This window comes from Pseudomonas sp. GL_090 (assembly GCF_057837765.1).
In genome coordinates this window covers 3,895,683-3,915,879 of sequence record NZ_CM174452.1, presented here as the reverse complement: position 1 = coordinate 3,915,879, position 20,197 = coordinate 3,895,683, and the positions used below count along the sequence as shown (strand labels likewise).

16 protein-coding genes are annotated in these 20,197 nt (G+C 61.0%); 7 read left to right on the top strand and 9 right to left on the bottom strand.

Annotated features, from left to right (window positions below):
- Nucleotides 1–74: 74 nt before the first annotated feature.
- The gene (locus AC3ITA_RS17465) at nucleotides 75–635 is read right to left on the bottom strand and encodes an RrF2 family transcriptional regulator (RefSeq protein ID WP_489278047.1); all 561 of its coding nucleotides are present in this window, start codon (nucleotides 633–635) and stop codon (nucleotides 75–77) included.
- 310 nt (nucleotides 636–945) lie between these two features.
- On the opposite strand from AC3ITA_RS17465, the gene AC3ITA_RS17460 reads away from it, so the two are divergent.
- From AC3ITA_RS17460 to AC3ITA_RS17445, 4 genes are all read left to right on the top strand, one after another.
- Complete coding sequence (locus AC3ITA_RS17460) at nucleotides 946–2,148, top strand: NAD(P)/FAD-dependent oxidoreductase (protein ID WP_489278045.1); 1,203 nt, start codon at nucleotides 946–948, stop codon at nucleotides 2,146–2,148.
- Between the two features lie 137 nt (nucleotides 2,149–2,285).
- Nucleotides 2,286–3,575: an NAD(P)/FAD-dependent oxidoreductase gene (locus AC3ITA_RS17455; RefSeq protein WP_095942891.1), complete on the top strand. Its 1,290-nt coding sequence runs from the start codon at nucleotides 2,286–2,288 to the stop codon at nucleotides 3,573–3,575.
- Nucleotides 3,576–3,600: 25 nt separating this feature from the next.
- On the top strand, nucleotides 3,601–4,155 hold the full coding sequence (locus AC3ITA_RS17450) for a helix-turn-helix domain-containing protein (protein WP_095942892.1): 555 nt from the start codon (nucleotides 3,601–3,603) through the stop codon (nucleotides 4,153–4,155).
- Between the two features lie 20 nt (nucleotides 4,156–4,175).
- Nucleotides 4,176–5,522, top strand: a complete 1,347-nt coding sequence (locus AC3ITA_RS17445; protein ID WP_095942893.1) for a glutamine synthetase family protein — start codon at nucleotides 4,176–4,178, stop codon at nucleotides 5,520–5,522.
- A 183-nt stretch (nucleotides 5,523–5,705) separates the two neighbouring features.
- On the opposite strand, the gene AC3ITA_RS17440 is transcribed toward AC3ITA_RS17445, so the two are convergent.
- From AC3ITA_RS17440 to AC3ITA_RS17425, 4 genes are all read right to left on the bottom strand, one after another.
- Nucleotides 5,706–7,070, bottom strand: coding sequence for a purine-cytosine permease family protein (locus AC3ITA_RS17440; RefSeq protein WP_489278042.1), 1,365 nt, complete (start codon nucleotides 7,068–7,070; stop codon nucleotides 5,706–5,708).
- Nucleotides 7,071–7,075: 5 nt separating this feature from the next.
- Nucleotides 7,076–7,753: a cysteine hydrolase family protein gene (locus AC3ITA_RS17435; protein WP_095942895.1), complete on the bottom strand. Its 678-nt coding sequence runs from the start codon at nucleotides 7,751–7,753 to the stop codon at nucleotides 7,076–7,078.
- 415 nt (nucleotides 7,754–8,168) lie between these two features.
- The gene (locus AC3ITA_RS17430; protein ID WP_095942896.1) at nucleotides 8,169–9,212 is read right to left on the bottom strand and encodes an LLM class flavin-dependent oxidoreductase; all 1,044 of its coding nucleotides are present in this window, start codon (nucleotides 9,210–9,212) and stop codon (nucleotides 8,169–8,171) included.
- Nucleotides 9,213–9,311: 99 nt separating this feature from the next.
- Nucleotides 9,312–9,797: a flavin reductase family protein gene (locus AC3ITA_RS17425; protein ID WP_095942897.1), complete on the bottom strand. Its 486-nt coding sequence runs from the start codon at nucleotides 9,795–9,797 to the stop codon at nucleotides 9,312–9,314.
- A 322-nt stretch (nucleotides 9,798–10,119) separates the two neighbouring features.
- Here AC3ITA_RS17425 and AC3ITA_RS17420 point away from each other — a divergent pair, with 322 nt between their 5' ends.
- Nucleotides 10,120–11,526 (top strand): purine-cytosine permease family protein, encoded by a 1,407-nt coding sequence (locus AC3ITA_RS17420; protein ID WP_095942898.1) that lies wholly within the window; start codon nucleotides 10,120–10,122, stop codon nucleotides 11,524–11,526.
- 210 nt (nucleotides 11,527–11,736) lie between these two features.
- Here the strand turns inward: AC3ITA_RS17420 and AC3ITA_RS17415 are convergent, their stop codons facing one another.
- Nucleotides 11,737–12,357 (bottom strand): glutathione S-transferase family protein, encoded by a 621-nt coding sequence (locus AC3ITA_RS17415; RefSeq protein ID WP_150674222.1) that lies wholly within the window; start codon nucleotides 12,355–12,357, stop codon nucleotides 11,737–11,739.
- Nucleotides 12,358–12,712: 355 nt separating this feature from the next.
- On the opposite strand from AC3ITA_RS17415, the gene AC3ITA_RS17410 reads away from it, so the two are divergent.
- Complete coding sequence (locus AC3ITA_RS17410; RefSeq protein ID WP_489278040.1) at nucleotides 12,713–14,038, top strand: OprD family porin; 1,326 nt, start codon at nucleotides 12,713–12,715, stop codon at nucleotides 14,036–14,038.
- Between the two features lie 503 nt (nucleotides 14,039–14,541).
- Here AC3ITA_RS17410 and AC3ITA_RS17405 read toward each other — a convergent pair.
- On the bottom strand, nucleotides 14,542–16,116 hold the full coding sequence (locus tag AC3ITA_RS17405) for a PQQ-binding-like beta-propeller repeat protein (protein ID WP_489278038.1): 1,575 nt from the start codon (nucleotides 16,114–16,116) through the stop codon (nucleotides 14,542–14,544).
- Between the two features lie 317 nt (nucleotides 16,117–16,433).
- On the bottom strand, nucleotides 16,434–17,222 hold the full coding sequence (locus AC3ITA_RS17400; RefSeq protein WP_095942903.1) for an AraC family transcriptional regulator: 789 nt from the start codon (nucleotides 17,220–17,222) through the stop codon (nucleotides 16,434–16,436).
- Nucleotides 17,223–17,307: 85 nt separating this feature from the next.
- Here AC3ITA_RS17400 and AC3ITA_RS17395 point away from each other — a divergent pair, with 85 nt between their 5' ends.
- On the top strand, nucleotides 17,308–18,306 hold the full coding sequence (locus AC3ITA_RS17395; protein WP_095942947.1) for a bile acid:sodium symporter family protein: 999 nt from the start codon (nucleotides 17,308–17,310) through the stop codon (nucleotides 18,304–18,306).
- A gap of 45 nt (nucleotides 18,307–18,351) precedes the next feature.
- Here the strand turns inward: AC3ITA_RS17395 and AC3ITA_RS17390 are convergent, their stop codons facing one another.
- A complete protein-coding gene (locus tag AC3ITA_RS17390) occupies nucleotides 18,352–20,067 on the bottom strand; it encodes an amidase (protein ID WP_095942904.1) in 1,716 nt (571 codons plus the stop codon).
- Nucleotides 20,068–20,197 lie beyond the last annotated feature (130 nt).

Sequence of the window (20,197 nt, the reverse complement as noted above, 5' to 3'; positions counted from 1 at the left end):
GGTCACCGACCGTTTTTCGACTCCATTGAGAAAAAGCCGGATGCCTGGCGTGCATCCGGTTTTTTTTGTGTAGATCAGTCCGAAAGGTTGGTCGTCGGGATGATTTGCTCACCGGTCTGGACGGCACTTTTGCGTTCTCGGCGCTCGGTCATCCAGCTTTCCACTTTGACGCCGAACTCTGGCGGGGCCTTGCGTCCGAATTTCCTGGCGATGTCGAGGATGGTTTGTTGGGCGAGGGCCTCTTCCATGCGTTTTTGCGCAACCATCATCGCGCCATGGATGGCGCACAGCCCCTCCAATGCCCATTCAGGCGGGGCGCCGTCAAACACTGCGCAACGACCACGGATCTCCCGACAGTCGAAAATCGACTTGCGACCGTCGATGGCGTTGACGATATCCAGCAAGGTGATTTCGTCAGCCGGCCGGGCCAGCTTGAAGCCACCGCGCATGCCTTCAGTGGCGACCACCAGATTGGCCTTGGCCAGCTTGGTGAAGATTTTCGCCAGATAGTCCTGGGGGACGCCTTGCAGATCGGCAAGGTCGCGCACGCTCGCTTCGCGTGAGTCGCCGCCGTTACCCACCAGAAAAAGCAGGCAGTGAATGCCGTATTCGACACCCGCGCTGTAAAGAGACATGCAAATCTCCGACTGAATTAGTCGCAAATTCTAGCAGCAGAAAGCAAGCAAGGCAACGAATCCCTCCTCGCCCAATCTTTTTTTCATGACCGAAAACGCTCCTGTGACTCGCTGAATACAGGGTATTCGGCTCATGGGTCACGGTTTTCGATGGCCGCCCTCGATAAAAACCTGTTGCAGGATTTAACTTGGATCAATACAGTCGTAGTTTCTCGGTCGCAGTGGCAGGCGCTTATCCAGGTACAACCCGGCGTCGGTCCTTGAACCCCTCAACGATTTTCAACACTTGGCTATCCCCCTGGAGTTAAAGATGAAGCAGCACATTCTGGTAATCGGCGCAGGTTTCGGTGGCATGTGGACCGCTTTGAGTGCCACGCGCCTGTTCGACATTCACGGCCACAACGACGTTGAAGTGACCGTGCTGGCTCCCCAGGCCGAGCTGCGTGTGCGCCCACGCTTCTATGAGCCGAACGCCCACCAACTGGCCGCGCCGATTGGCGAGCTGTTCGATGCCGTAGGGGTCAGGTTCATCAAGGGCGCGGCACAGACCATCAACGTCGAACAGAAACGGGTCGGCTATGTCGATGCGGCGGGTGCCCAACAAGTTTGCAGCTACGACAAACTCGTTCTGGCCACCGGCAGCCGCCTGGCTTCGCCGAACACGCCGGGCGTGGCTGAGCATGCGTTCGACGTCGATCAGATCGAACAGGCCGTGCGTCTGGAAAACCACCTCAAGGCACTGGCCAATCAGCCCGAAAGCAAGGCGCGCAACACGGTGGTGGTGGCCGGTGGCGGTTTCACCGGGATCGAAACGGCGACTGAAATGCCGAGCCGCCTGCGGGCCATCCTCGGCGACCGTGCCGACATCAATGTGCTCATCGTCGACCGCGGCGATAAAGTTGGTGGCTCGATGGGTGAGGAAATTGCCGAATCAATCGTCGAGGCCAGCCTGGCAACCGGCGTGCAATGGCACTTGAAAGCCTCGGTGGTGTCGGTCGATGCCAGCGGCGTGACCCTGTCCGATGGTGCTCGCATCGACGCAAATACCGTGGTCTGGACCACCGGCGTCCGCGCCAGCTCCCTGACCGAGCAGATTCCGGCCGAACGCGATCACCTGGGCCGTCTGCATGTCGATGCACACCTGAAAGTCATTGGTCAGGACGACATCTTCGCCACCGGCGACGTTGCCTATGCGGCCAGTGACGAGATCGGCAACTACGCCTTGATGACCTGTCAGCACGCTATTTCGCTCGGCCGCCATGCCGGCAACAACGTCGCCGCGCAGCTTCTCGGTGTGAACCCGACGCCCTACAGCCAGCCGAAGTACGTGACCTGCCTCGATCTGGGTGCCTGGGGCGCGGTGTACACCGAGGGTTGGGACCGTCAGGTCAAGTTGGTCAAGCACGAAGCCAAGGTATTGAAGACCCAGATCAACACCCAGTGGATCTACCCACCGGCGGCTGATCGCGCCTCGGCGCTGGCTTCGGCGGATCCGATGATTCCTGTGGCCTGATTGATTCGAACATCACGTCTGAATAAAAAATCCCGCTCGGGTTGGCCTGAGCGGGATTTTTTACGCGTTGATTGCTTGTGTGAAATTTACCGTGTATTTTTTCATGAAATTAAAAATACAAAATTTCACGAGGCCGTATGTTTCAGCAATCCACCCGGCATGTCGCCAGTTACTACGCCCATACCTGCGCCGATCGTCTGGTCGATCGAGCCGCACTGGAAGGTGAGCAAGACACCGAAGTGCTGATCATCGGGGCCGGTTTCAGTGGATTGCACACGGCTTTACGCCTGGCGCTGGCCGGCAAGCGCGTGACCTTGCTCGAAGCCAGCCGGGTGGCCTGGGCCGCGTCCGGGCGTAATGGCGGGCAGGCGATTCTCGGCTGGTCGTGCGACATGCCACCGCTGGAAGCGGCGCTGGGTTACGAGCGGGCTCGGCGCCTGTGGGACGGCATGCGCTGGGCCGCGCGCGAGCTGCGTGACTTGCCCGGCCGGCATGAGTTCGATTGCGACTACCGCGCCGGCCATCTCTGGACCTCGGTGATGCCCCGTCGGGTAGGCCTGCTGACCGAATGGCAACACGAGGCCAGCCACAAGTGGGGCCATGACAAACTGCAATTTATCGAGCGCAGTGATTTGCCGCGGTGGGTTGCCAGCGAGCGCTATCAGGCCGGCCTGTTCGATCCCGAGGGCGGGCATCTGAATCCGCTGAAACTGGCCCTGGGCCTGGCCGATGCGATCGAGCGTGCCGGTGGCCGCATCCATGAGCTAAGCAAGGCGCTGAGCTATGGCGAGGAGGGCGACGGGTTTGTGGTGACCACCGAGGGCGGTCGTATTCGCGCCGACGTGCTGGTGCTGGCGTGCAACGCTTACCTCGACCGACTCGACCCGCAACTGGCCAGTTGCGTATTGCCGGTCGGGACCTATCAGGTCGCGACTGCACCGCTGACGAAGGAGCAAGCCACCGCGTTGCTGCCGAGTAACGTGTGCGTGACCGACAACCAGTTCGTGCTCGACTATTTCCGCCGCACCCCGGACAACCGCCTGCTGTTCGGCGGCGGTTGCACTTACCTGGGCGGGATGCCGAAGGATATCGCCGCCGCGACCCGGCCGTTCCTGGAACGGGTGTTCCCGCAACTCACCGGCGTCGATCTGGAGTTCGCCTGGGGCGGCCACATCGACCTGACCCTCAAGCGCACGCCGGATATCGGCCGCCGTGGCGATCTGTACTGGATGCAGGGGTATTCCGGGCATGGTGTGCTGCCGACACTGGCCGCGGCGCGGGCGGTGTCCGACGCGGTACTCGGTCAGCCCGACGAGTTGTCCCTGTACCAGGGACTGAACAACGGCAGTTTTCCCGGCGGCAAATACCTGGCCGCGCCGCTGGAAGCCATCGGCAAGGCCTGGTATCGACTGCGCGACAGCATTTGAAGCGACACTTTCTGGAAGCCTCTAGATGGACATGCAAGAAGAAATCTCGGCGCTGGCGATCCTGATCCAGGACCTGCGCAAGCACAAGAAGTACACCCTGAAGGAACTGGCGGACAAAATCGGGCGCTCCGTGGGTTTTCTGTCCCAGGTCGAGCGCGGCCTGTCGCGCCCGACGGTGGCGGACTTGACTGCCATCAGCGAAACCCTGGGGGTGCCGACCACCTATTTCTACAGCCTGCCCAAACCCATGGCCTTGTCCTGGGTCACCCGCCCCGACGAGCGCCGCACGCTGTACTACGCCGACGGCATCACCGACATCCTCGTTTCGCCAAAGATGCGCGCATCGTTCTCGATGCTCGAAAGCCAGCTGGAGCCCGGTGCCAGCAGTGGCGACCGGCACATGAAGGACAGTTCCGAGCAGGGCGGTTATGTCCTGGAAGGGGAGCTGACCCTGTGGCTCGACGATAAGGAACCGGTGACCCTGCATCCCGGCGACAGCTTTCAACTGGCCAGCCATGCGCACTGCCGCTACGGCAACCTGTCCGACCAACTGACCCGCGTGCTTTGGGTTTACACCTGATAACAACAAGGAACAAAACGATGGATGCTGTGTGCTCTGAACTGCTGGCCGAGGTTCGCAACTTCCGCCACTGCAACCCCGAAGTGCGATACGTCGACCTGATCTCCCTGGACATTCCGGGGCATTTCTACGGCAAGCGCTACCCGATCGAGATGCTGGAAAAAGTCGCTGCCGGCAGTGCACTGAAGTTGCCGCAGAACTGCGTGCTGCTCGGCACCCAGGGCGGGCTGTTCAAGATCGGCGATTACTGCTTCAACGATGGTGACCCGGATGCGCTGCGCCGTTTGGTGCCTGGCACCTTGAAGCTCGTGACCTGGGAAAAGCAGCCCTTGGGCCAGATGCTGATTACCTCCGACGGCACACAAAAACCCATCGAATTCGAACCCCGCGAAGTGCTGGCGCGGGTGCTGGACCGGCTCAAGCACAAGGGCATTTTCCCGGTGGTGGCCTTCGAGTTGGAGTTCTACCTGTTCGACAGCCGCCTGAAGGACGGCTTGCCGCAATTTCCCCGTGACGAGCTGAGCGGCGATGCGGATGATCAGCCGAACATGCACATCGAACGCTTGTCGCGATTCGCCCCGGTGCTCGATGAAATGGTCGAGACCGCGCGTGAGCAAGGCGTCGATGCCACGGTGATCACCGCCGAGCTCGGCCCGGGCCAGTTCGAAATTAACTTCGGCCATTGCGATGACGGCCTGCGCGCCGCCGACTGGGCGGCCCTGTTCTGTCGCAGCACCCGAGGCGTGGCGCTCAAGCACAACTACCGCGCCAGCTTCATGGCCAAACCCTACCTGCAGCACCCGGGCAGCGGTATGCACGTGCACGTCAGCCTGTATGACCAGGCCGGCAACAACCTGTTGGCGGCGAACGGGCAGCGGGCGTTGCGTCATGCCGTGGCCGGTTGCCTGGATGTATTGCCGCACTGCATGCCGATCTTTGCCCCGAACCACAACGCCATGCGCCGTTTGAGCGGCACGGTGAACGTCGCGTCCCGCGCCAGTTGGGGCTTCGAGGATCGCGATGCCTGCTTGCGTATTCCAGAGTCGGACATCAAGAACCTGCGCATCGAACATCGCCTGGCGGGCGCCGATGCCAACCCTTATTTGGCGTTGGCGGCGATTCTGGTAGGGCTGGAACAGGGTCTTGAAGGGGAGCGCGAGCCGATTGCACCGCTCAACGAAGACCGCGGCAGTGGCATCGATTTTCCGCTGGAAATGCTCGAAGCGGTGCAGTCCATGCAAAATCATGCATCGCTGCGCGAAGGCTTGGGGGCGGAGTTTGTGGACGTCTACTGCGAAAACAAACGTCAGGATCATCTGGCATTTCTGCATGACATCAGCGCGCGGGAGTATCGCTGGTTTCTCTAGTCTTCCTTAGAAAATATGTGGATATTGAAGGGGTTAGAAGGATTAGTAACTGGATAGTGAATAAAAATATCTTGTTACAGGCCGAAATATTCCGTAATATCCGCGCCGCGTTCACCACCACGGTTTATGCATTTTTAAATCCCAGGCGTCCATCAGCTGCCTGGGATTTTTTTTGTCTGAAATTTAGTCGGCCGCTGACTCCATCATCGGCGCTCGCTTGCCGAGCTTCATCAGCCAGTAATAACTCAACGCCGGCACCAGCAACCCGACGACCCACGCCAGATCCACTCCGTCCAGCGCCGTGGCCACCGGGCCGACGTACAGCGTGGTGTTCATGAACGGAATTTCCAGGGCAATCGCCAGCAGGAAACTGCCGCAGGCGATCCAGTTGATGCGTCCGTAGATCCCGTTCAGGTCGAAGATGTCGTCAATCCGGTACTGGCCTTTGCGCAGGCAGTAGTAGTCCACCAGATTGATCGCCGTCCACGGGATCAGGAAATAGCTCATGAAGAAGATGAAGTTGAGGAAGAAGTTGATGAAATCGTCCTGACTGATGGTGCACAGGGCCGTGGCCACCAGGCTGATCAGCAGCATGAACACACCGCGTACTCGCGGGGTCACCTTGAGTCGGGCGAAAGGCTCGATCACGGTGATGGTCGACATGAACGCGCCGTACAGGTTGAACACGTTGATCGACACCTGACCGTAGACGATGAAGGCGAACAGCAGCACCGCGCCAGCGCCGAACAGACCGGCGACATGCCCACCGACGTTGCTGGAAAAGTCGCCGATGCCGACGCTCAGGATCGCCCCGAGAATCATCATCCACGCGCCGCCGCTGACCGTGCCGGCGTAGCTGTACCAGAACACCTGGGCAGTCGGCGTGCTGCTCGGCAGGTAGCGTGAGTAGTCGGCGACGTAAGGCGCGTAGGACAGTTGCCAGGTCACGGCAATGCTCACCGCCACCAGGAACTTCGACAGCGAGAAGCCGGTTGGCAGCCATTGTTCGGCCGGGATCGGCAACTGCAAGGCGAGCACCGTGGCCGCCACGAACACCACCAGCGACAGAATCGACAGCAGCTTCTGCAAGCGGTGGATCAACCGATAGCCATAGAGCGCGACGACGAAGCACAGCGCGCCGATCAGGTAGATATTGCCGGACATCGACAGCGGGCTGACCGACTCCAGCGCCTGGGCCGCGAGCAAGGTGTTGCTGACGAAGAAGCCCAGGTAGATCAGCATCACGAACAGCAGCGGCAGCACCGCCCCCAACACGCCGAATTGCGCCCGGCTCTGGATCATTTGCGGAATGCCCAGCTTCGGTCCCTGGGCCGAGTGGGAGGCCATGAAGATCGCCCCCAGCAACGAGCCGATGATGATCGCCAGCGCACTCCAGAACAGGTTGAGCCCCATCACCACCGGCAACACGCCGGAGGCAATGGTGGTGATGTTCATGTTGGCGCCGAACCAGATATAGAACAGCGAACCCGGCTTGCCGTGGCGTTCAGGCTCGGGGATGAAATCGATGCTTCTTTTTTCGACTTGCATGGCGATCACTCCTGAGTCCGGACGAGACGGGATTGCAGACGGGCGATGGTGCTTTGCAGCTCATGGGGCTGGTGGGCGAACAGGTCTGGGCGCTCGGGAATCAGGCTGATGTGATCTTGTTGTTGCAGGGCGCGCTGGCACTCGGTCGTGGTGAGGATTTCCAGCGCGTAGACCCAGTTGGCCATGATCAGCAGGGCCGAGTAATGCCCGGCCTCGGTGGTCGTGGTGCAGGCATCGCTGACCAGGCGCACGCGATAACCGAGGGCGAAGGCATCGAACACACTGGTCAGCACGCAGACGTCGGTCAGCACACCGCAGACGATCAGCGTGTCGACCTCCATTGCCTTGAGTCGTGCATCGAGGTCGGTGCGGTGAAAGGCACTGTAACGGCCCTTGTCGATGATCAATTCACCGGGCTGCGGCGTCAGCGACTCGATGATTTCCACTTGTCGGGTGCCGGCGCGGTAAGTGCCGGGGCCACCGTCGGCGGCCAGGGGTTCGCCGTAGGGCAGGTCGCTGCCGTCGGCCTGATTGATGTGGCGGGTATAGAAGACAGGCATCCGCTGACGGCGGACGGTATCGAGCAGGGCGGCGGTATGGGCGACCACTCTGTCGAGGTTTTCCAGGACGAAGGCGTCCTCCTGCTGCATGTCGATGATCAACAGCGCGTTGTTATTGTTCATTGGGCAAACCTGATCAAGGCGAAACACGATGCACCGTACGCGCCATGCAATGGCGAGACGCGAGGTGCGTGATTGGCTGTTCGGGTGGGCTCAGTGAACTATTTGCCAGAAGCCGTTCTGCTTGGCCGCAACGCTGGCGCGCAGGCGCTTGAAATGCAGGTGCGAAGCGGTCCATCCGCCGCGCAGGTAAGCCCGCGCGGCGCAGCAGGGAAGGGCGAGTGGTGGGAGACGACCAGTCATCATTGAAATCGACCCTTGTGGGAACGCCTGCTCCCACAGGACAAATGATGCCTGTAGGAGCGAGCTTGCTCGCGAAAAACTTCGGGGCAACGCAGTCATTCAGATGGCGCGCGTTATCGTTGGCGTCCATCGCGAGCAGGCTCGCTCCTACAGTTGATGTCGCAGGGCGCCGCAATCAGCGGAACGCTGGCACCACGTGCTTGATGAACAGATCCAGGGATTTTTTCTTCTCCGCGTGGGGCAGGCTGTTATCGCACCAGAAGCTGAATTCGTCGACCCCCAGTTCCTGGTAGTACTTGATGCGCGGAATGATTTCTTCCGGGGTGCCGATCATGGCGGTCGTGTGCAGGCTTTCCAGTTCGAACTCAGGGCGACCGGCGAACTTCTCTTCCGGGCTCGGCGCGAGGAAACCGTTAACCGGAGTGGTCTTGTTGCCGAACCAGGCATCGAAGGTGCGGTAGAACTTCGAGATCGCCTTGGCCCCGACTTCCCAGCCCTGCGGATCGTCGGCGGTGTGCACGTGGGTGTGACGCAGCACCATCAATTGCGGGCGCGGTACGCCAGGGTTGTTGTCGAGCGCGGCCTGGAATTTGTTCTTCAGGTCGAGGACTTCTTCGTCGCCTTTCATCAGCGGCGTGACCATGACGTTGCAGCCATTGGCCACGGCGAAGTTATGCGAGTCAGGGTCACGGGCGGCGATCCACATCGGTGGGTTGGGCTGCTGGATCGGCTTGGGCACGCTGGTGGAGGTGGGGAATTTCCAGATGTCGCCGTCATGGGCGTAGTCGCCGTTCCACAATGCCCGCACCACCGGAACCATTTCCCGCAACGCCTGGCCGCCGGAGGAGGCAGGCATGCCGCCGGCCATGCGGTCGAACTCGATCTGGTAGGCGCCACGGGCCAGGCCGACCTCCATGCGTCCATTGCTGATCACGTCGAGCAACGCGCATTCACCGGCCACCCGCAGCGGATGCCAGAACGGCGCGATGATGGTGCCGGCGCCGAGGTGAATGGTGGTGGTCTTGCCCGCCAGATAAGCCAGCAGCGGCATCGGGCTTGGCGAGATGGTGTACTCCATGGCGTGGTGCTCGCCGATCCACACGGTGCTGAAACCACCGGCCTCGGCCATCAGGGTCAGTTCGGTCAGGTCTTCGAACAACTGGCGGTGGCTGACGCTTTCGTCCCAACGCTCCATGTGTACGAACAGGGAAAACTTCATGACGCTTACCTCGGATCTTTTGTTATTGGCCCGTCGGCGCAGGGCATTGATGATTGTTGGTATACCATAATACTGGATAGCTGCAACTGAAATGTCAAATCAGGCCAGAACGGGCAGGGCGCCCATCTTGCCGTGGCAATACACCAGCGGGCCGGCATTCTGGTTGGGCACGATCAGGTTCTTCACCGCACCTACCATGATCGCGTGGTCACCGCCTTCATACTCGCGCCACAACTCACATTCGATGACCGCCGTGGCGTTGGCCAGAATTGGGTTGCCCAATTCGCTGAGCGTCCACTCGATCCCCAGGGCCTTGTCCTTGCCTTTGCGCGCGAAGGCATAGGCTTCGTTTTGCTGGCCGCCAGACAGCACGTGGATGGCAAAACGTTTGTTCTTGATCAACACCGGGTAGGAATCGGAGCTGTAGTTGGGGCAGAACAGCACCAGGGCCGGGTCCATCGACAGCGAGCTGAAGGCGCTGGCAGTCAGGCCGACGATTTGCCCGTCGTCATCGAGGGTGGTGATCACGGTCACTCCGGAAGGGAACGAACCCATGACTTGTTTGTAGATGGCGGCATCGATCATTGGACGGTCCTCGGATGGTGTGACGCATTTTTATGTGTTTGTAGGTCTGATGGTATACCGTAATACATCTATTGCAAGGTCTTTTTAGGTGAACCGATAAACGTATGGTTTTCGTCGGAAACTCAATGATTACGAGGCTTTCAGCTGGAAAGTGCTGGCGTGAATCGGGCAGGATGCCGGCTCAGATGCTTGTTCAAAGACCGGATCAGTCTTGTTTAAAGTTTGGAATACCATAATATGGTCGGCATCTGAGGGCGGCCAGAGAGTCCCCCCGGTTTGACTTCATACAAAGATAAGAACAGACAAACTCGAGTTCATGCACATGTCCCAGATGTCCCGGCAAGATCCGTTGATCGAGAACCATACGGTCGACTACGTTCCACTCGCAGAGCGCCACGGGAAGGCCCGCGATCTTTTCACCCTGTGGTTCAGCACCAACATCGCGCCACTGCCCATCGTCACCGGCGCCATGGTGGTCCAGGTGTTCCACCTCAATCTGTTCTGGGGCTTGCTGGCGATTGCCCTCGGGCATATGGTCGGCGGTCTGGTGATTGCGTTGGCATCGGCTCAGGGGCCGTGCATGGGCATCCCGCAGATGGTGCAGAGTCGTGGTCAGTTCGGCCGCTACGGCGCGCTGCTGATCGTGTTCTTCGCGGCGTTGATCTATATCGGCTTCTTCATCTCCAACATCGTGTTGGCGGGTAAGTCGATTGTCGGCATTGCGCCGTCGGTCCCGGTGCCGGCCAGCATCCTCATCGGTGCCCTCAGCGCCACGGCCATCGGGGTGATCGGTTATCGCTTCATCCATACCCTGAACCGCATCGGCACCTGGGTGATGGGCAGTGCCTTGCTCGCCGGTTTCCTCTATATCTTCGCCCATGACCTGCCGGCGGACTTCTTCACGCGCGGCGGATTCAACCTGTCCGGCTGGTTGGCCACGGTGTCGCTGGGCATCATCTGGCAGATCAGCTTCTCGCCGTACGTGTCGGACTACTCGCGCTACCTGCCAGCGGATATCGGTATCACCCGGCCATTCTTCGCCACCTACCTGGGGGCGACCCTGGGCACGATCCTGTCGTTCACCTTCGGTGCCGTGGCGGTACTGGCAACCCCGGAAGGCACCGAGGCGATGGCGGCGGTCAAACAGTCCACCGGCTGGCTGGGGCCGATCCTGATGGTGTTGTTCCTGCTCAACATCATCAGCCACAACGCCTTGAATCTGTATGGCGCGGTGCTGTCGATCATCACCTCGATCCAGACCTTCGCCAGCCAGTGGACGCCGAGCATCAAGGTGCGCATGGTGTTGTCGAGCATCGTGCTGGCGGGCTGCTGCGTGGTGGCGCTGGGTGCCTCGGCGAACTTCATTTCGCAGTTCATCGGCCTGATCCTGGCGCTGTTGCTGGTGTTGGTGCCGTGGGCCTCGATCAACCTGATCGACTTCTACCTGATCAAGCGTCGACGCTATGACATCGCCTCGATCTTCCGTGCTGACGGCGGTATCTACGGTCGTTTCAACCTGCACGCGATCGTTGCCTACTTCATCGGCATCATCATGCAGCTGCCATTTGCCAACACGTCGTTGTACGTCGGGCCGTACGCCAATCTGGTGGAGGGCGCGGACCTGTCGTGGCTGGTAGGGCTGGTGGTGACGTGCCCGTTGTATTACTGCCTGGCTACACGCAATCAGTCGCAGGAAAGTCGTTCGGCAGCGCTCGGCTACACCGACTGAGGCAAAAACCTTTCATGTTCGTCTGAAAATGCCCGGCGCGTTGCCATAATGCTGTTCGGTTAAGGATTCTGTAGGAGCGAGCTTGCTCGCGATGGACTCAAGAGCGCCGCGTTTAGCCAGTAAATACGCGTAATCGTTAACGACCATCGCGAGCGAGCTCGCTCCTACAGTGAAGGCGATGTGCCGGGCATTTTTGTTTTCGCTGACCGCTCAGGATTGCTTGAACGCATTCAGGCCGCGTTGTACCGCCGGCCTGGCTTCGATGGTGTCGAACCAGCGCGATAGCTGTGGAAGTTGCTTCCAGTCCAGCCGGTCACGAAACGCAGTGACGATGGTGAACGCCGAAATGTCGGCCATGGAGAACTGCGCACCGGCCATGAATTCGCCCGTCAAAAAACTTTCCGCGTAGGTCAGTTGCTCGATCACCCGCAGATCGATGATCGCCGCCGCCTTGTCCTGCCCCGCCTGGTGCAGAAAAAACGCGGCATGGCTGGGGGCGATGACATCGGTCACGAAAAAGAAATAGCGGTCGATCACCCGGGTGCGTGCAGGTCCTGGCTGCGCCGGTGCAAGCTTTCCGGGGGCAATGGAGTCGGCGTACTGGATGATGGCATTGGACTGGTTGATGACCAGCGCCGGTGTCGTACCGTGATCGATCAGGGTCGGGACTTTCCCGGCCGGGTTAAGCTCCAGGAAGGCCGGCCCACGATGCTCCTGTGCATACAGGTCGAGCCTGCGTGCGGTGTAGGCGATGCCTGACTCTTCCAGGGCAATCGCTGCCCGCAGGCTGTTGCCGGTGTTGGCGCCGTACAGTTCGATTTGATTGTTCATGGGCCATTGCTCTTGTCGGGACAAACAGGCAGCCGACGAACGCTGCCGATGATCTCAGTATGATGAAAATCCGCCGCACCGATATGCAAAAACAGTGATCGTCCATACCCCTGCGCGACAAGCCTTATCCCTGCACGAAAACTACTTTCACCGCGTTTGATAATAGCCTCTCGAAATGTTTTAAGAGTTTCACAAGCCAGTCAGCCAACCTTCACCTCGAACGTCCGATGCTCATGCCACTCATCGAGCGCGCCTGTTTTCGCGCCCGTGTTGAGCGTTGCTGCGTGGGCGGCAATCGGGTCCTGGCTGGCGGTGAAACCTTCAAATAACGATAAGAAACACCCAGGAGCACCCTATGTTCAAACGAGCGATTCCCACCGCAGTCCTGCTGGCCGCCGGTTCGGTGTGCGCACAGGCGGCTGACACCGCAGCCCATGGTTTTCTCGAAGACAGCAAGGCCAGTCTCTCGATGCGCACCCTGTACTTCAACAGCGACAATCGCGATGGAGGCGCGGCCCCTTCGAAAACCGAAGAGGCGGCCCAGGGTTTCGTGTTGCGCTATGAATCCGGATTTACCCAGGGCGCGGTGGGGTTCGGGCTCGATGCCCAGGCGCTGCTCGGCATCACGCTGGACAGCGGCGCGGGGCGCCACGTCGGTAGCGGCATGATTCCTTCCGACGGCGACGGCGCGATCCCCGCCTGGAGCAGCTTCGGCCCTACGGCGAAGATGCGCCTGGCCAGGACGGAATTTCGCTACGGCACCTTGCTGCCGAAATTGCCGATCCTTCTGGCGAACGATGCCCGTGTGTTGCCGCAATCGTTTACCGGCGCGCAGGTCACCTCGAACGACATCGATGGCCTGACGTTGACCGGTGGTGTGCTCGAGCACGCGGTAGGGCGGGCCTCGACGGACCGCACAGGCCTGTCGGTGGCCGGTAGCACGCAGGACAGCAACAAGTTCTACTACGCCGGCGGTGACTACAACCTCACCAGGAATCTCAAGACCCAGTATTACTTCGCGCAGCTGGAGGATTTCTACAACCAGAATTTTCTCGGCCTGACGCACATCCTGCCAATCGACAGCGCCAGCTCTCTGACCACCGACCTGCGCTACTTCCGCACCACGTCGAGCGGCGCCAACAGCTCTGCCTCCGGCCGCGCGCAAGGCTATCGGGTATCGGGTTACACCGACGACAACGACGGTGAAATCGACAACAGCACCTGGTCAGCGATGATCACCTACACACACGGTGGTCACGCGGTATCGGTGGGGCATCAACGGGTGGGCGACGGCAGCAACTTTGTCCAGCCCAACCAAGGCAGCCTGGTGGACAAGGGGGCGGGTGGCGGCAGCGTCTACCTGCCCACCGACAAGATGATCCAGAACTTTGCCCGGGCCGGTGAGCAGACCAATTTCGGGCAATACACCTACGACTTCGCGCCCCTGGGCGTGCCGGGCCTGAAAGCCTCGATCGTGTATCTGAAGGGCACGGACATCAAGGCGCAAAACGCCAGTGACCAGTCCGAGTGGGAGCGCGACATGACCCTGGACTACGTGCTGCAATCGGGCACGTTCAAGGGGGTGGGGTTCACGCTGCGTAATGCCAAGTCCAATACTGACGCCGGGCGCAATGTGGATCAGAACCGGTTCATCATCAATTACACCTTGTCGTTGTTGTAATCACACCACAATCCCCTGTAGGAGTGAGCTTGCTCGCGATGGCGGTATGTCAGGCGACATCGATGTCGAATGTGCCGGCCTCTTCCCGAGCAGGCTCGCACTGTGATTTGGGTGGTTCGCAGATTTTGCGTACAGCCACTGGACCTGTGGGAGCGAGCCTGCTCGCGAAGGCGGTATGTCAGGCGACATCGATATTGAATGTGCCGGCCTCTTCGCGAGCAGGCTCGCTCCCACAGTGATTTGGGTGGTTCGCAGATTTTGCGTACAGCCACTGGACCTGTGGGAGCGAGCCTGCTCGCGAAGGCGGTATGTCAGGCGACATCGATATTGAATGTGCCGGCCTCTTCGCGAGCAGGCTCGCTCCCACTGTGATTTGGGTGGTTCGCAGATTTTGCGTACAGCCACTGGACCTGTGGGAGCGAGCCTGCTCGCGATGGCGGAGTGTCTGTCGACATCGATGTCGAATGTGCCGGCCTCTTCGCGAGCAGGCTCGCTCCCACAAATCAAGGTTGGCCGCTGCTTGCGCTCACGCGTGGTTGCTCCTTGTCCCAAAGCGCAACCAACCCACCGAAAGTCCCGACATAAGCCGTGCCATCCGGCGCCAAGGTGATCGGCGACCAGTTGTTGTCGAAGGCCTGGCCGACCCCGCTCAGTGCCTTGAATCGGGTCTGGCCGCTGGCGAAATCCAGCGCCATCAGGTACCAGGCGTTCTCGCCGTTGGCTTGCGGTTCGAAGGTGTAGAAGTACAACAGGCCGTTGCCTACCGAGAGTTTGGGGACCACCGAAGGCGAACGCTCTTTCGATTCCCAGATCCGGTCGCAGCCCGACTCATCGGTGCGGATGTCGATGCGGCTGATGCCGCCATGCACGGCCTGCCAGTCCTTTTGCGCGAAGGCGCTGGTGTAGCCGGCGTTGTTCTCGAGGATGATCGAGCGACCCCAGCCGATGGCCGAGTTGTCGGTGGCCGAGGCGTTGTGGTCGAACACCGGCAGTTTGCAGATCAGGCGGTTGCCGGCGTAGTCCTGCTCGCGGCGGTAGACCAGCAGGTTGATGCGCCCGTCGCTGTTGTCGGTGATGGTGACGTAGCGCTCGCCCAGCAGGGTCGGTGTGGTGCCGCTGCCCTGATTGATCGCGCCGACCTTGCGCCTGGTGCCACGGTCGTACACTTCGCGCCAGTCTTGCACGGGCTTGCCCTCGGCATCGGCGGCAAAGCGGTACAGGGCGTGGTCGGACACCAGATAGACACCGTCGGCCGCCACCGACATGCCGTTCTGGATTTCTTCGTTGGTCAGTTGAATGCCCTGGACCTTACCGGTGTCCGGGTTCAGGGTGCCGATGCGGCCGCGTCGAGTGATCCACCAGATCAAGCCCTGATGATCGGGCATGACCCCGGTGATGGGGTCGCATTCACCTTTGGGAAACCAGTTGGTGGGCCTCACGCAATCGTGGGGAACCTTGTCGCTCAGGTCCCAATTGCCGACTTCTTCGAACGACCACGCACCGGATTCATCCTGACGATGCACTACGCGCCGGATGTGCTGCTCGGCATCGGCGATGACCACGCGATTCTGTTCGTCGACATAGAAATAGGCGCCGGAGGTGTCGGCCATGATCTTGTCCGGGTCCAGGGTAATCAGCGCGTGGAAAGTCGACGGACGCGGCGGCAGCGGGTAGCGGGCCAGCAGTTCGAGGGTGCGTGGTTCGAGCAGTTGCAGTTCGAACTGCATCAGGTTGGCGCACAGCACCACCAGGCGACCCTGCTGATCGAAGGTATGGATCGGGCACATGCCACCCGGTTTGCGGCTGCCGTCGCGGCTGCTCGTTTGCATGTCGCGGCCCAATGGACCGGGGCCCGGGTGCGAGTCGGAACTGTAGCCGTCGGAATGCATGTAGCTGCTGCCATTGCTGGCCATGTAGGGGTTGGCGGGCACGGCACCGCTCAACGGTTGCGCGACAGCGGCACTGCCGATCAATGGCGGGGCATTACCGGTGCTGGCCAGCGGTTGCGGGTCATAGGGTTCGGAACAGGCACTGAGCAGGCCGAGCAGGGGCAGGGCAAGCAGGAGTGGAGCACGCATCGAAGCCTCGCGATCTTGTTATTGGTGTAATGCGTAATAAGCAGCAAACAGGCTGCGCAGGCATCGGCAGTTTGGACTAACCGGGGATTGATTTGCGGACTGTCGCTGCTGGCCAGCGCGGTGCATGCCGAACAGCGCGAATTGCGGGTGTACAACTGAGCGGATTACATCCTGCCGTCCGTGCCCAAGGATTTCGCCAAGGACAGCGGGATCGTTAACGATAACGCGTGTTTACTGGCTAAACGCGGCGCTCTTAAGTCCATCGTCGGAACGCCGCCCGGAGCAGGCTCGCTCCCACAGTTTGTTCTGTGTAGGGCTTATCGAAAAAACTCCCCCGGTGTTTCGCCGAACTGCTGGCGGAAGGCCGCGATAAACGCCGACGTCGAGTCGTAGCCACAGGCCAATGCGACGTCGGTCACTCGCTCGCCCTGTTCCAGTGGCGTCAGGGCGCCGAGCAGGCGCAAGCGCTGGCGCCAGGCGCGAAAGGTCAGGCCGGTGTCGCGCAGGAACAGGCGACTGAGGGTTTTCTCGGTGACGCCGAATTGGTCGCTCCAGTGGCTGAGGGTGGTCTGTTGCTCGGGGTGCGACTCCAGGCTTTGGGCGATTTGCCGCAATCGGCTGTCCTGGGGCAGGGGCAGCATCAAATCGATCTGTGGCGCCTGCGCCAACTGATCCAGAATCACCTGGGCCAACCGCCCGTGCGGCCCGCTCTGATCGTACTCCACCGGAACCTGACTGAAGGCACGGATCAACTCGCGCAACAGATCGCTGACCCCCAACACATGACAGCCTGGTGGCGCCCAGGTCGAGACGCTGCAATCGATGTACAGGCTGCGCATTTCCGTGCGCGGCGAACTGAACACCCGGTGCGGCATGCCCGCCGGTATCCACACCGCCCGCTCTGGCGGGGCGACGAAACGCCCGACGCCGGTCTGTATTTCGAGCACGCCCGCAATCGCATAGGAAAGCTGCACCCACGGATGGCTGTGGCGCCGGGTCAGGGCGCGATTGGGCAGCGATTCGGTACGGCCGTAGAGCGGTCGTGGCAGGCTGGAAATCCCGGGAACACTGCGTCGAACACTCTTGTCATGTCCTTTAGGCGGCATCGGCTGGCTCATCGGCGTTAGTCGGTAATTCCCAGTCACGTTAGAGTCGCTTTCACGTACTGGCAACCCCCGGATGATCAACCCCATGACTCGCCCCCGTCTGTTACCCGACAACTTCACCCTGACCCTGATCGGCGTCGTGACACTCGCCAGCCTGCTGCCCGCCAGCGGCCAGGTCGCGGTCGGTTTTGGCTGGCTGACCAACATCGCCATCGCGCTGCTGTTTTTCCTGCATGGCGCCAAGCTGTCCCGCGAATCGATCATTGCCGGTGCCGGGCACTGGCGCCTGCATCTGCTGGTGTTCAGCCTGACCTTCGTGCTGTTCCCGCTGCTCGGCCTGGCGCTCAAGCCGCTGCTGTCGCCGCTGATCGGCAATGACCTGTACATGGGCATGCTCTACCTGTGCGCGCTGCCCGCCACGGTGCAGTCGGCGATTGCCTTTACCTCGCTGGCACGGGGCAACATCCCGGCGGCGATTTGCAGCGCGGCGGCGTCCAGCCTGTTCGGGATTTTCCTCACGCCGTTACTGGTGACCCTGTTGCTCAATGTGCACGGCGAAGGCAGCTCGACCCTCGACGCCATCCTCAAGATCAGCGTGCAGTTGCTGCTGCCGTTCATTGCCGGGCAGATTGCGCGGCGCTGGATCGGCAACTGGGTGGCGCGCAACAAGAGCTGGTTGAAGTTCGTCGACCAGGGTTCGATTTTGCTGGTGGTCTACGGCGCGTTCAGCGAAGCGGTAATCGAAGGCCTCTGGCAGCAGATTCCGTTACTGGATCTGGTCGGGCTGGTGGTGGTCTGTTGCATCGTTCTGGCGCTGGTGTTGGTGGCTTCGACCGTGCTGGGCAAGGCATTCGGCTTCAACCAGGAAGACCGCATCACCATTCTCTTCTGCGGTTCGAAGAAAAGCCTGGCGACCGGCGTGCCGATGGCGCAGGTGTTGTTTGCCGGTAGCACCATTGGTTTGCTGATCTTGCCGCTGATGCTGTTCCACCAGATTCAACTGATGGTCTGTGCGGTGTTGGCGCAGCGCTATGCCAAGCGGCCGGAATCGATTCCGGAACTGATGGCCCAGGTCGATCCCTGATTGGCCAGCCGTGGCGGCTCGAGTGAGCCGCCACGGTTTTACCGGTCAGCGCTTGTCGGCGACCAATGGCGGGGTACGGGGCGGGATCATGCGCTTGCTGCCGGTCGACTCGAACGCCGACGCCAGGTGCAGCAGCGACGAGTCGTCATAGGCGCGTCCGGCAAACGTCAGGCCGACCGGCATGCCGATGTCCGGCATCACGCCCATCGGTACGGTGACCGTTGGCACGCCGAGGTGACGGATGGCGAGGTTGCCGTTGGCGACCCATACGCCATTGCTCCAGGCGATGTCCGCCGATTTTGGATCGACATCGGCATTCGCCGGGCCTACATCGGCAACCGTCGGGAACAGCACTGCGTCGAGCCCCAGGCGATCCATCCAGTCTTCCAGGTCAATCTTGCGGGTTTTCTCCAGCCCGCGCAGGCCGTCCGGCACCGTGCTGATCTGGTCCCATGGGGTGATGCCGCGCTCGGCCATGCGCACGTATTCGTCCATGCCGGCAGCCAGGTCGCCCTCGCGGTTGGGCAGGGTGCCCGGGTCGTGAGGAAAGATCTGCGGGCCGTCGACATCGACGAGGCGATTCAGTTTGGGATCGCCGTTCGCTTGCAGGAAATCATCGAACGCCCAAGCGGTCAGGTCCCACAGTTCATGGTGCAAAAATTCTTTGGAGACAATGCCGCGATTGAACACGGTCGGCGCGCCAGGGCGATCGCCCTCGCAATTGGAAACCAGCGGGAAATCCACTTCGAGTACTTCGGCGCCAGCGTCTTCGAGGGCCTTGCGTGCCTGCTCCCAGAGCCCGATCACCGTAGGGCGGGTGTTGATGCGCTGACCGGTCGGCCCACCGATGCCTGGGGCTTCGGAGGTGCCGGCTTCAGGGTCGGCATTGATGTACATGCGCGGGATGCCGAACTTCTTGCCTTTGAGCGCATCGCTGTTCGCAGCCAGCGCGGCATAGGATTGCGGGCGTACCTCAGACGATTTCGGGATCGGCACCCAGGGTTGCAGGCGCCACAGGTCGCCACGGGTGTCCGGGTCATCGGCCACCACCACGTCGAGCACTTCGAGCAGGTCGGCCATGGTCCGGGCGAACGGCACGACCACGTCCATGGTCGGGGTCAGCGGCCAGTTGCCGCGCACCGAGATCACCCCGCGAGAAGGGGTGTAGGCGCACAAGCCATTGTTCGAGGCCGGGCCACGACCGCTCGACCAGGTTTCCTCCGCCAGGCCGAAGGCTGCGAAGCTTGCCGCAGTGGCAGTACCCGCGCCGTTCGACGAGCCGGAGGCGAAAGGGGCGGTGAGGTAGTCAGCGTTATACGGGCTCTCGGCGCGGCCGTAGACACCGCGCTGCATCCCGCCGTTGGCCATCGGCGGCATGTTGGTCTTGCCCAGGCAGATCGCCCCGGCGGCGCGCAGGCGTTCGATGGTGAACGCATCGCGATAGGCGACCAGGTCCTTGAAAGCCGGGCTGCCGGAAGCAGCGGTGAGCCCCTTGACCAGATAACTGTCCTTGGCGGTGTAAGGGATACCGTCCAGCGCTCCCAGCGTCTGGCCCTTGGCGCGACGGGCGTCGGACGCCTGCGCTTCGGCGAGCGCCTCGGGGTTGCGAACCACGACCGCGTTCAGCGCAGTCGGCGTTTCGGGGCCGTCAAAGGCGTCGATCCGCGCAAGATAAGCCTGGACCAGTTCAACCGAGGTGGTCTGGCCGGACTCGAGCGCCGCGCGCAACTCGGCAATGGAAACTTCGGTAACTTCGATCATGCTGCCACCGCCGCTTGCAGGTGGAGGGTCCCAAACACTTCACTTTTCTCGAAATGGACTTTCATATCGTTATTCTCGTTGCACTGTGTGGCACGACAGGGTCGGGTGTTAAAAATACTGAGCACTATTT

What these genes read in the sequence shown, in the direction of transcription:
- AC3ITA_RS17465 (WP_489278047.1), bottom strand. Translation starts at nt 635, where the DNA reads ATGTCTCTTTACAGCGCGGGTGTCGAATACGGCATTCACTGCCTGCTT.
- AC3ITA_RS17460 (WP_489278045.1), top strand. Translation starts at nt 946, where the DNA reads ATGAAGCAGCACATTCTGGTAATCGGCGCAGGTTTCGGTGGCATGTGG.
- AC3ITA_RS17455 (WP_095942891.1), top strand. Translation starts at nt 2,286, where the DNA reads ATGTTTCAGCAATCCACCCGGCATGTCGCCAGTTACTACGCCCATACC.
- AC3ITA_RS17450 (WP_095942892.1), top strand. Translation starts at nt 3,601, where the DNA reads ATGGACATGCAAGAAGAAATCTCGGCGCTGGCGATCCTGATCCAGGAC.
- AC3ITA_RS17445 (WP_095942893.1), top strand. Translation starts at nt 4,176, where the DNA reads ATGGATGCTGTGTGCTCTGAACTGCTGGCCGAGGTTCGCAACTTCCGC.
- AC3ITA_RS17440 (WP_489278042.1), bottom strand. Translation starts at nt 7,070, where the DNA reads ATGCAAGTCGAAAAAAGAAGCATCGATTTCATCCCCGAGCCTGAACGC.
- AC3ITA_RS17435 (WP_095942895.1), bottom strand. Translation starts at nt 7,753, where the DNA reads ATGAACAATAACAACGCGCTGTTGATCATCGACATGCAGCAGGAGGAC.
- AC3ITA_RS17430 (WP_095942896.1), bottom strand. Translation starts at nt 9,212, where the DNA reads ATGAAGTTTTCCCTGTTCGTACACATGGAGCGTTGGGACGAAAGCGTC.
- AC3ITA_RS17425 (WP_095942897.1), bottom strand. Translation starts at nt 9,797, where the DNA reads ATGATCGATGCCGCCATCTACAAACAAGTCATGGGTTCGTTCCCTTCC.
- AC3ITA_RS17420 (WP_095942898.1), top strand. Translation starts at nt 10,120, where the DNA reads ATGTCCCAGATGTCCCGGCAAGATCCGTTGATCGAGAACCATACGGTC.
- AC3ITA_RS17415 (WP_150674222.1), bottom strand. Translation starts at nt 12,357, where the DNA reads ATGAACAATCAAATCGAACTGTACGGCGCCAACACCGGCAACAGCCTG.
- AC3ITA_RS17410 (WP_489278040.1), top strand. Translation starts at nt 12,713, where the DNA reads ATGTTCAAACGAGCGATTCCCACCGCAGTCCTGCTGGCCGCCGGTTCG.
- AC3ITA_RS17405 (WP_489278038.1), bottom strand. Translation starts at nt 16,116, where the DNA reads ATGCGTGCTCCACTCCTGCTTGCCCTGCCCCTGCTCGGCCTGCTCAGT.
- AC3ITA_RS17400 (WP_095942903.1), bottom strand. Translation starts at nt 17,222, where the DNA reads ATGCCGCCTAAAGGACATGACAAGAGTGTTCGACGCAGTGTTCCCGGG.
- AC3ITA_RS17395 (WP_095942947.1), top strand. Translation starts at nt 17,308, where the DNA reads ATGACTCGCCCCCGTCTGTTACCCGACAACTTCACCCTGACCCTGATC.
- AC3ITA_RS17390 (WP_095942904.1), bottom strand. Translation starts at nt 20,067, where the DNA reads ATGATCGAAGTTACCGAAGTTTCCATTGCCGAGTTGCGCGCGGCGCTC.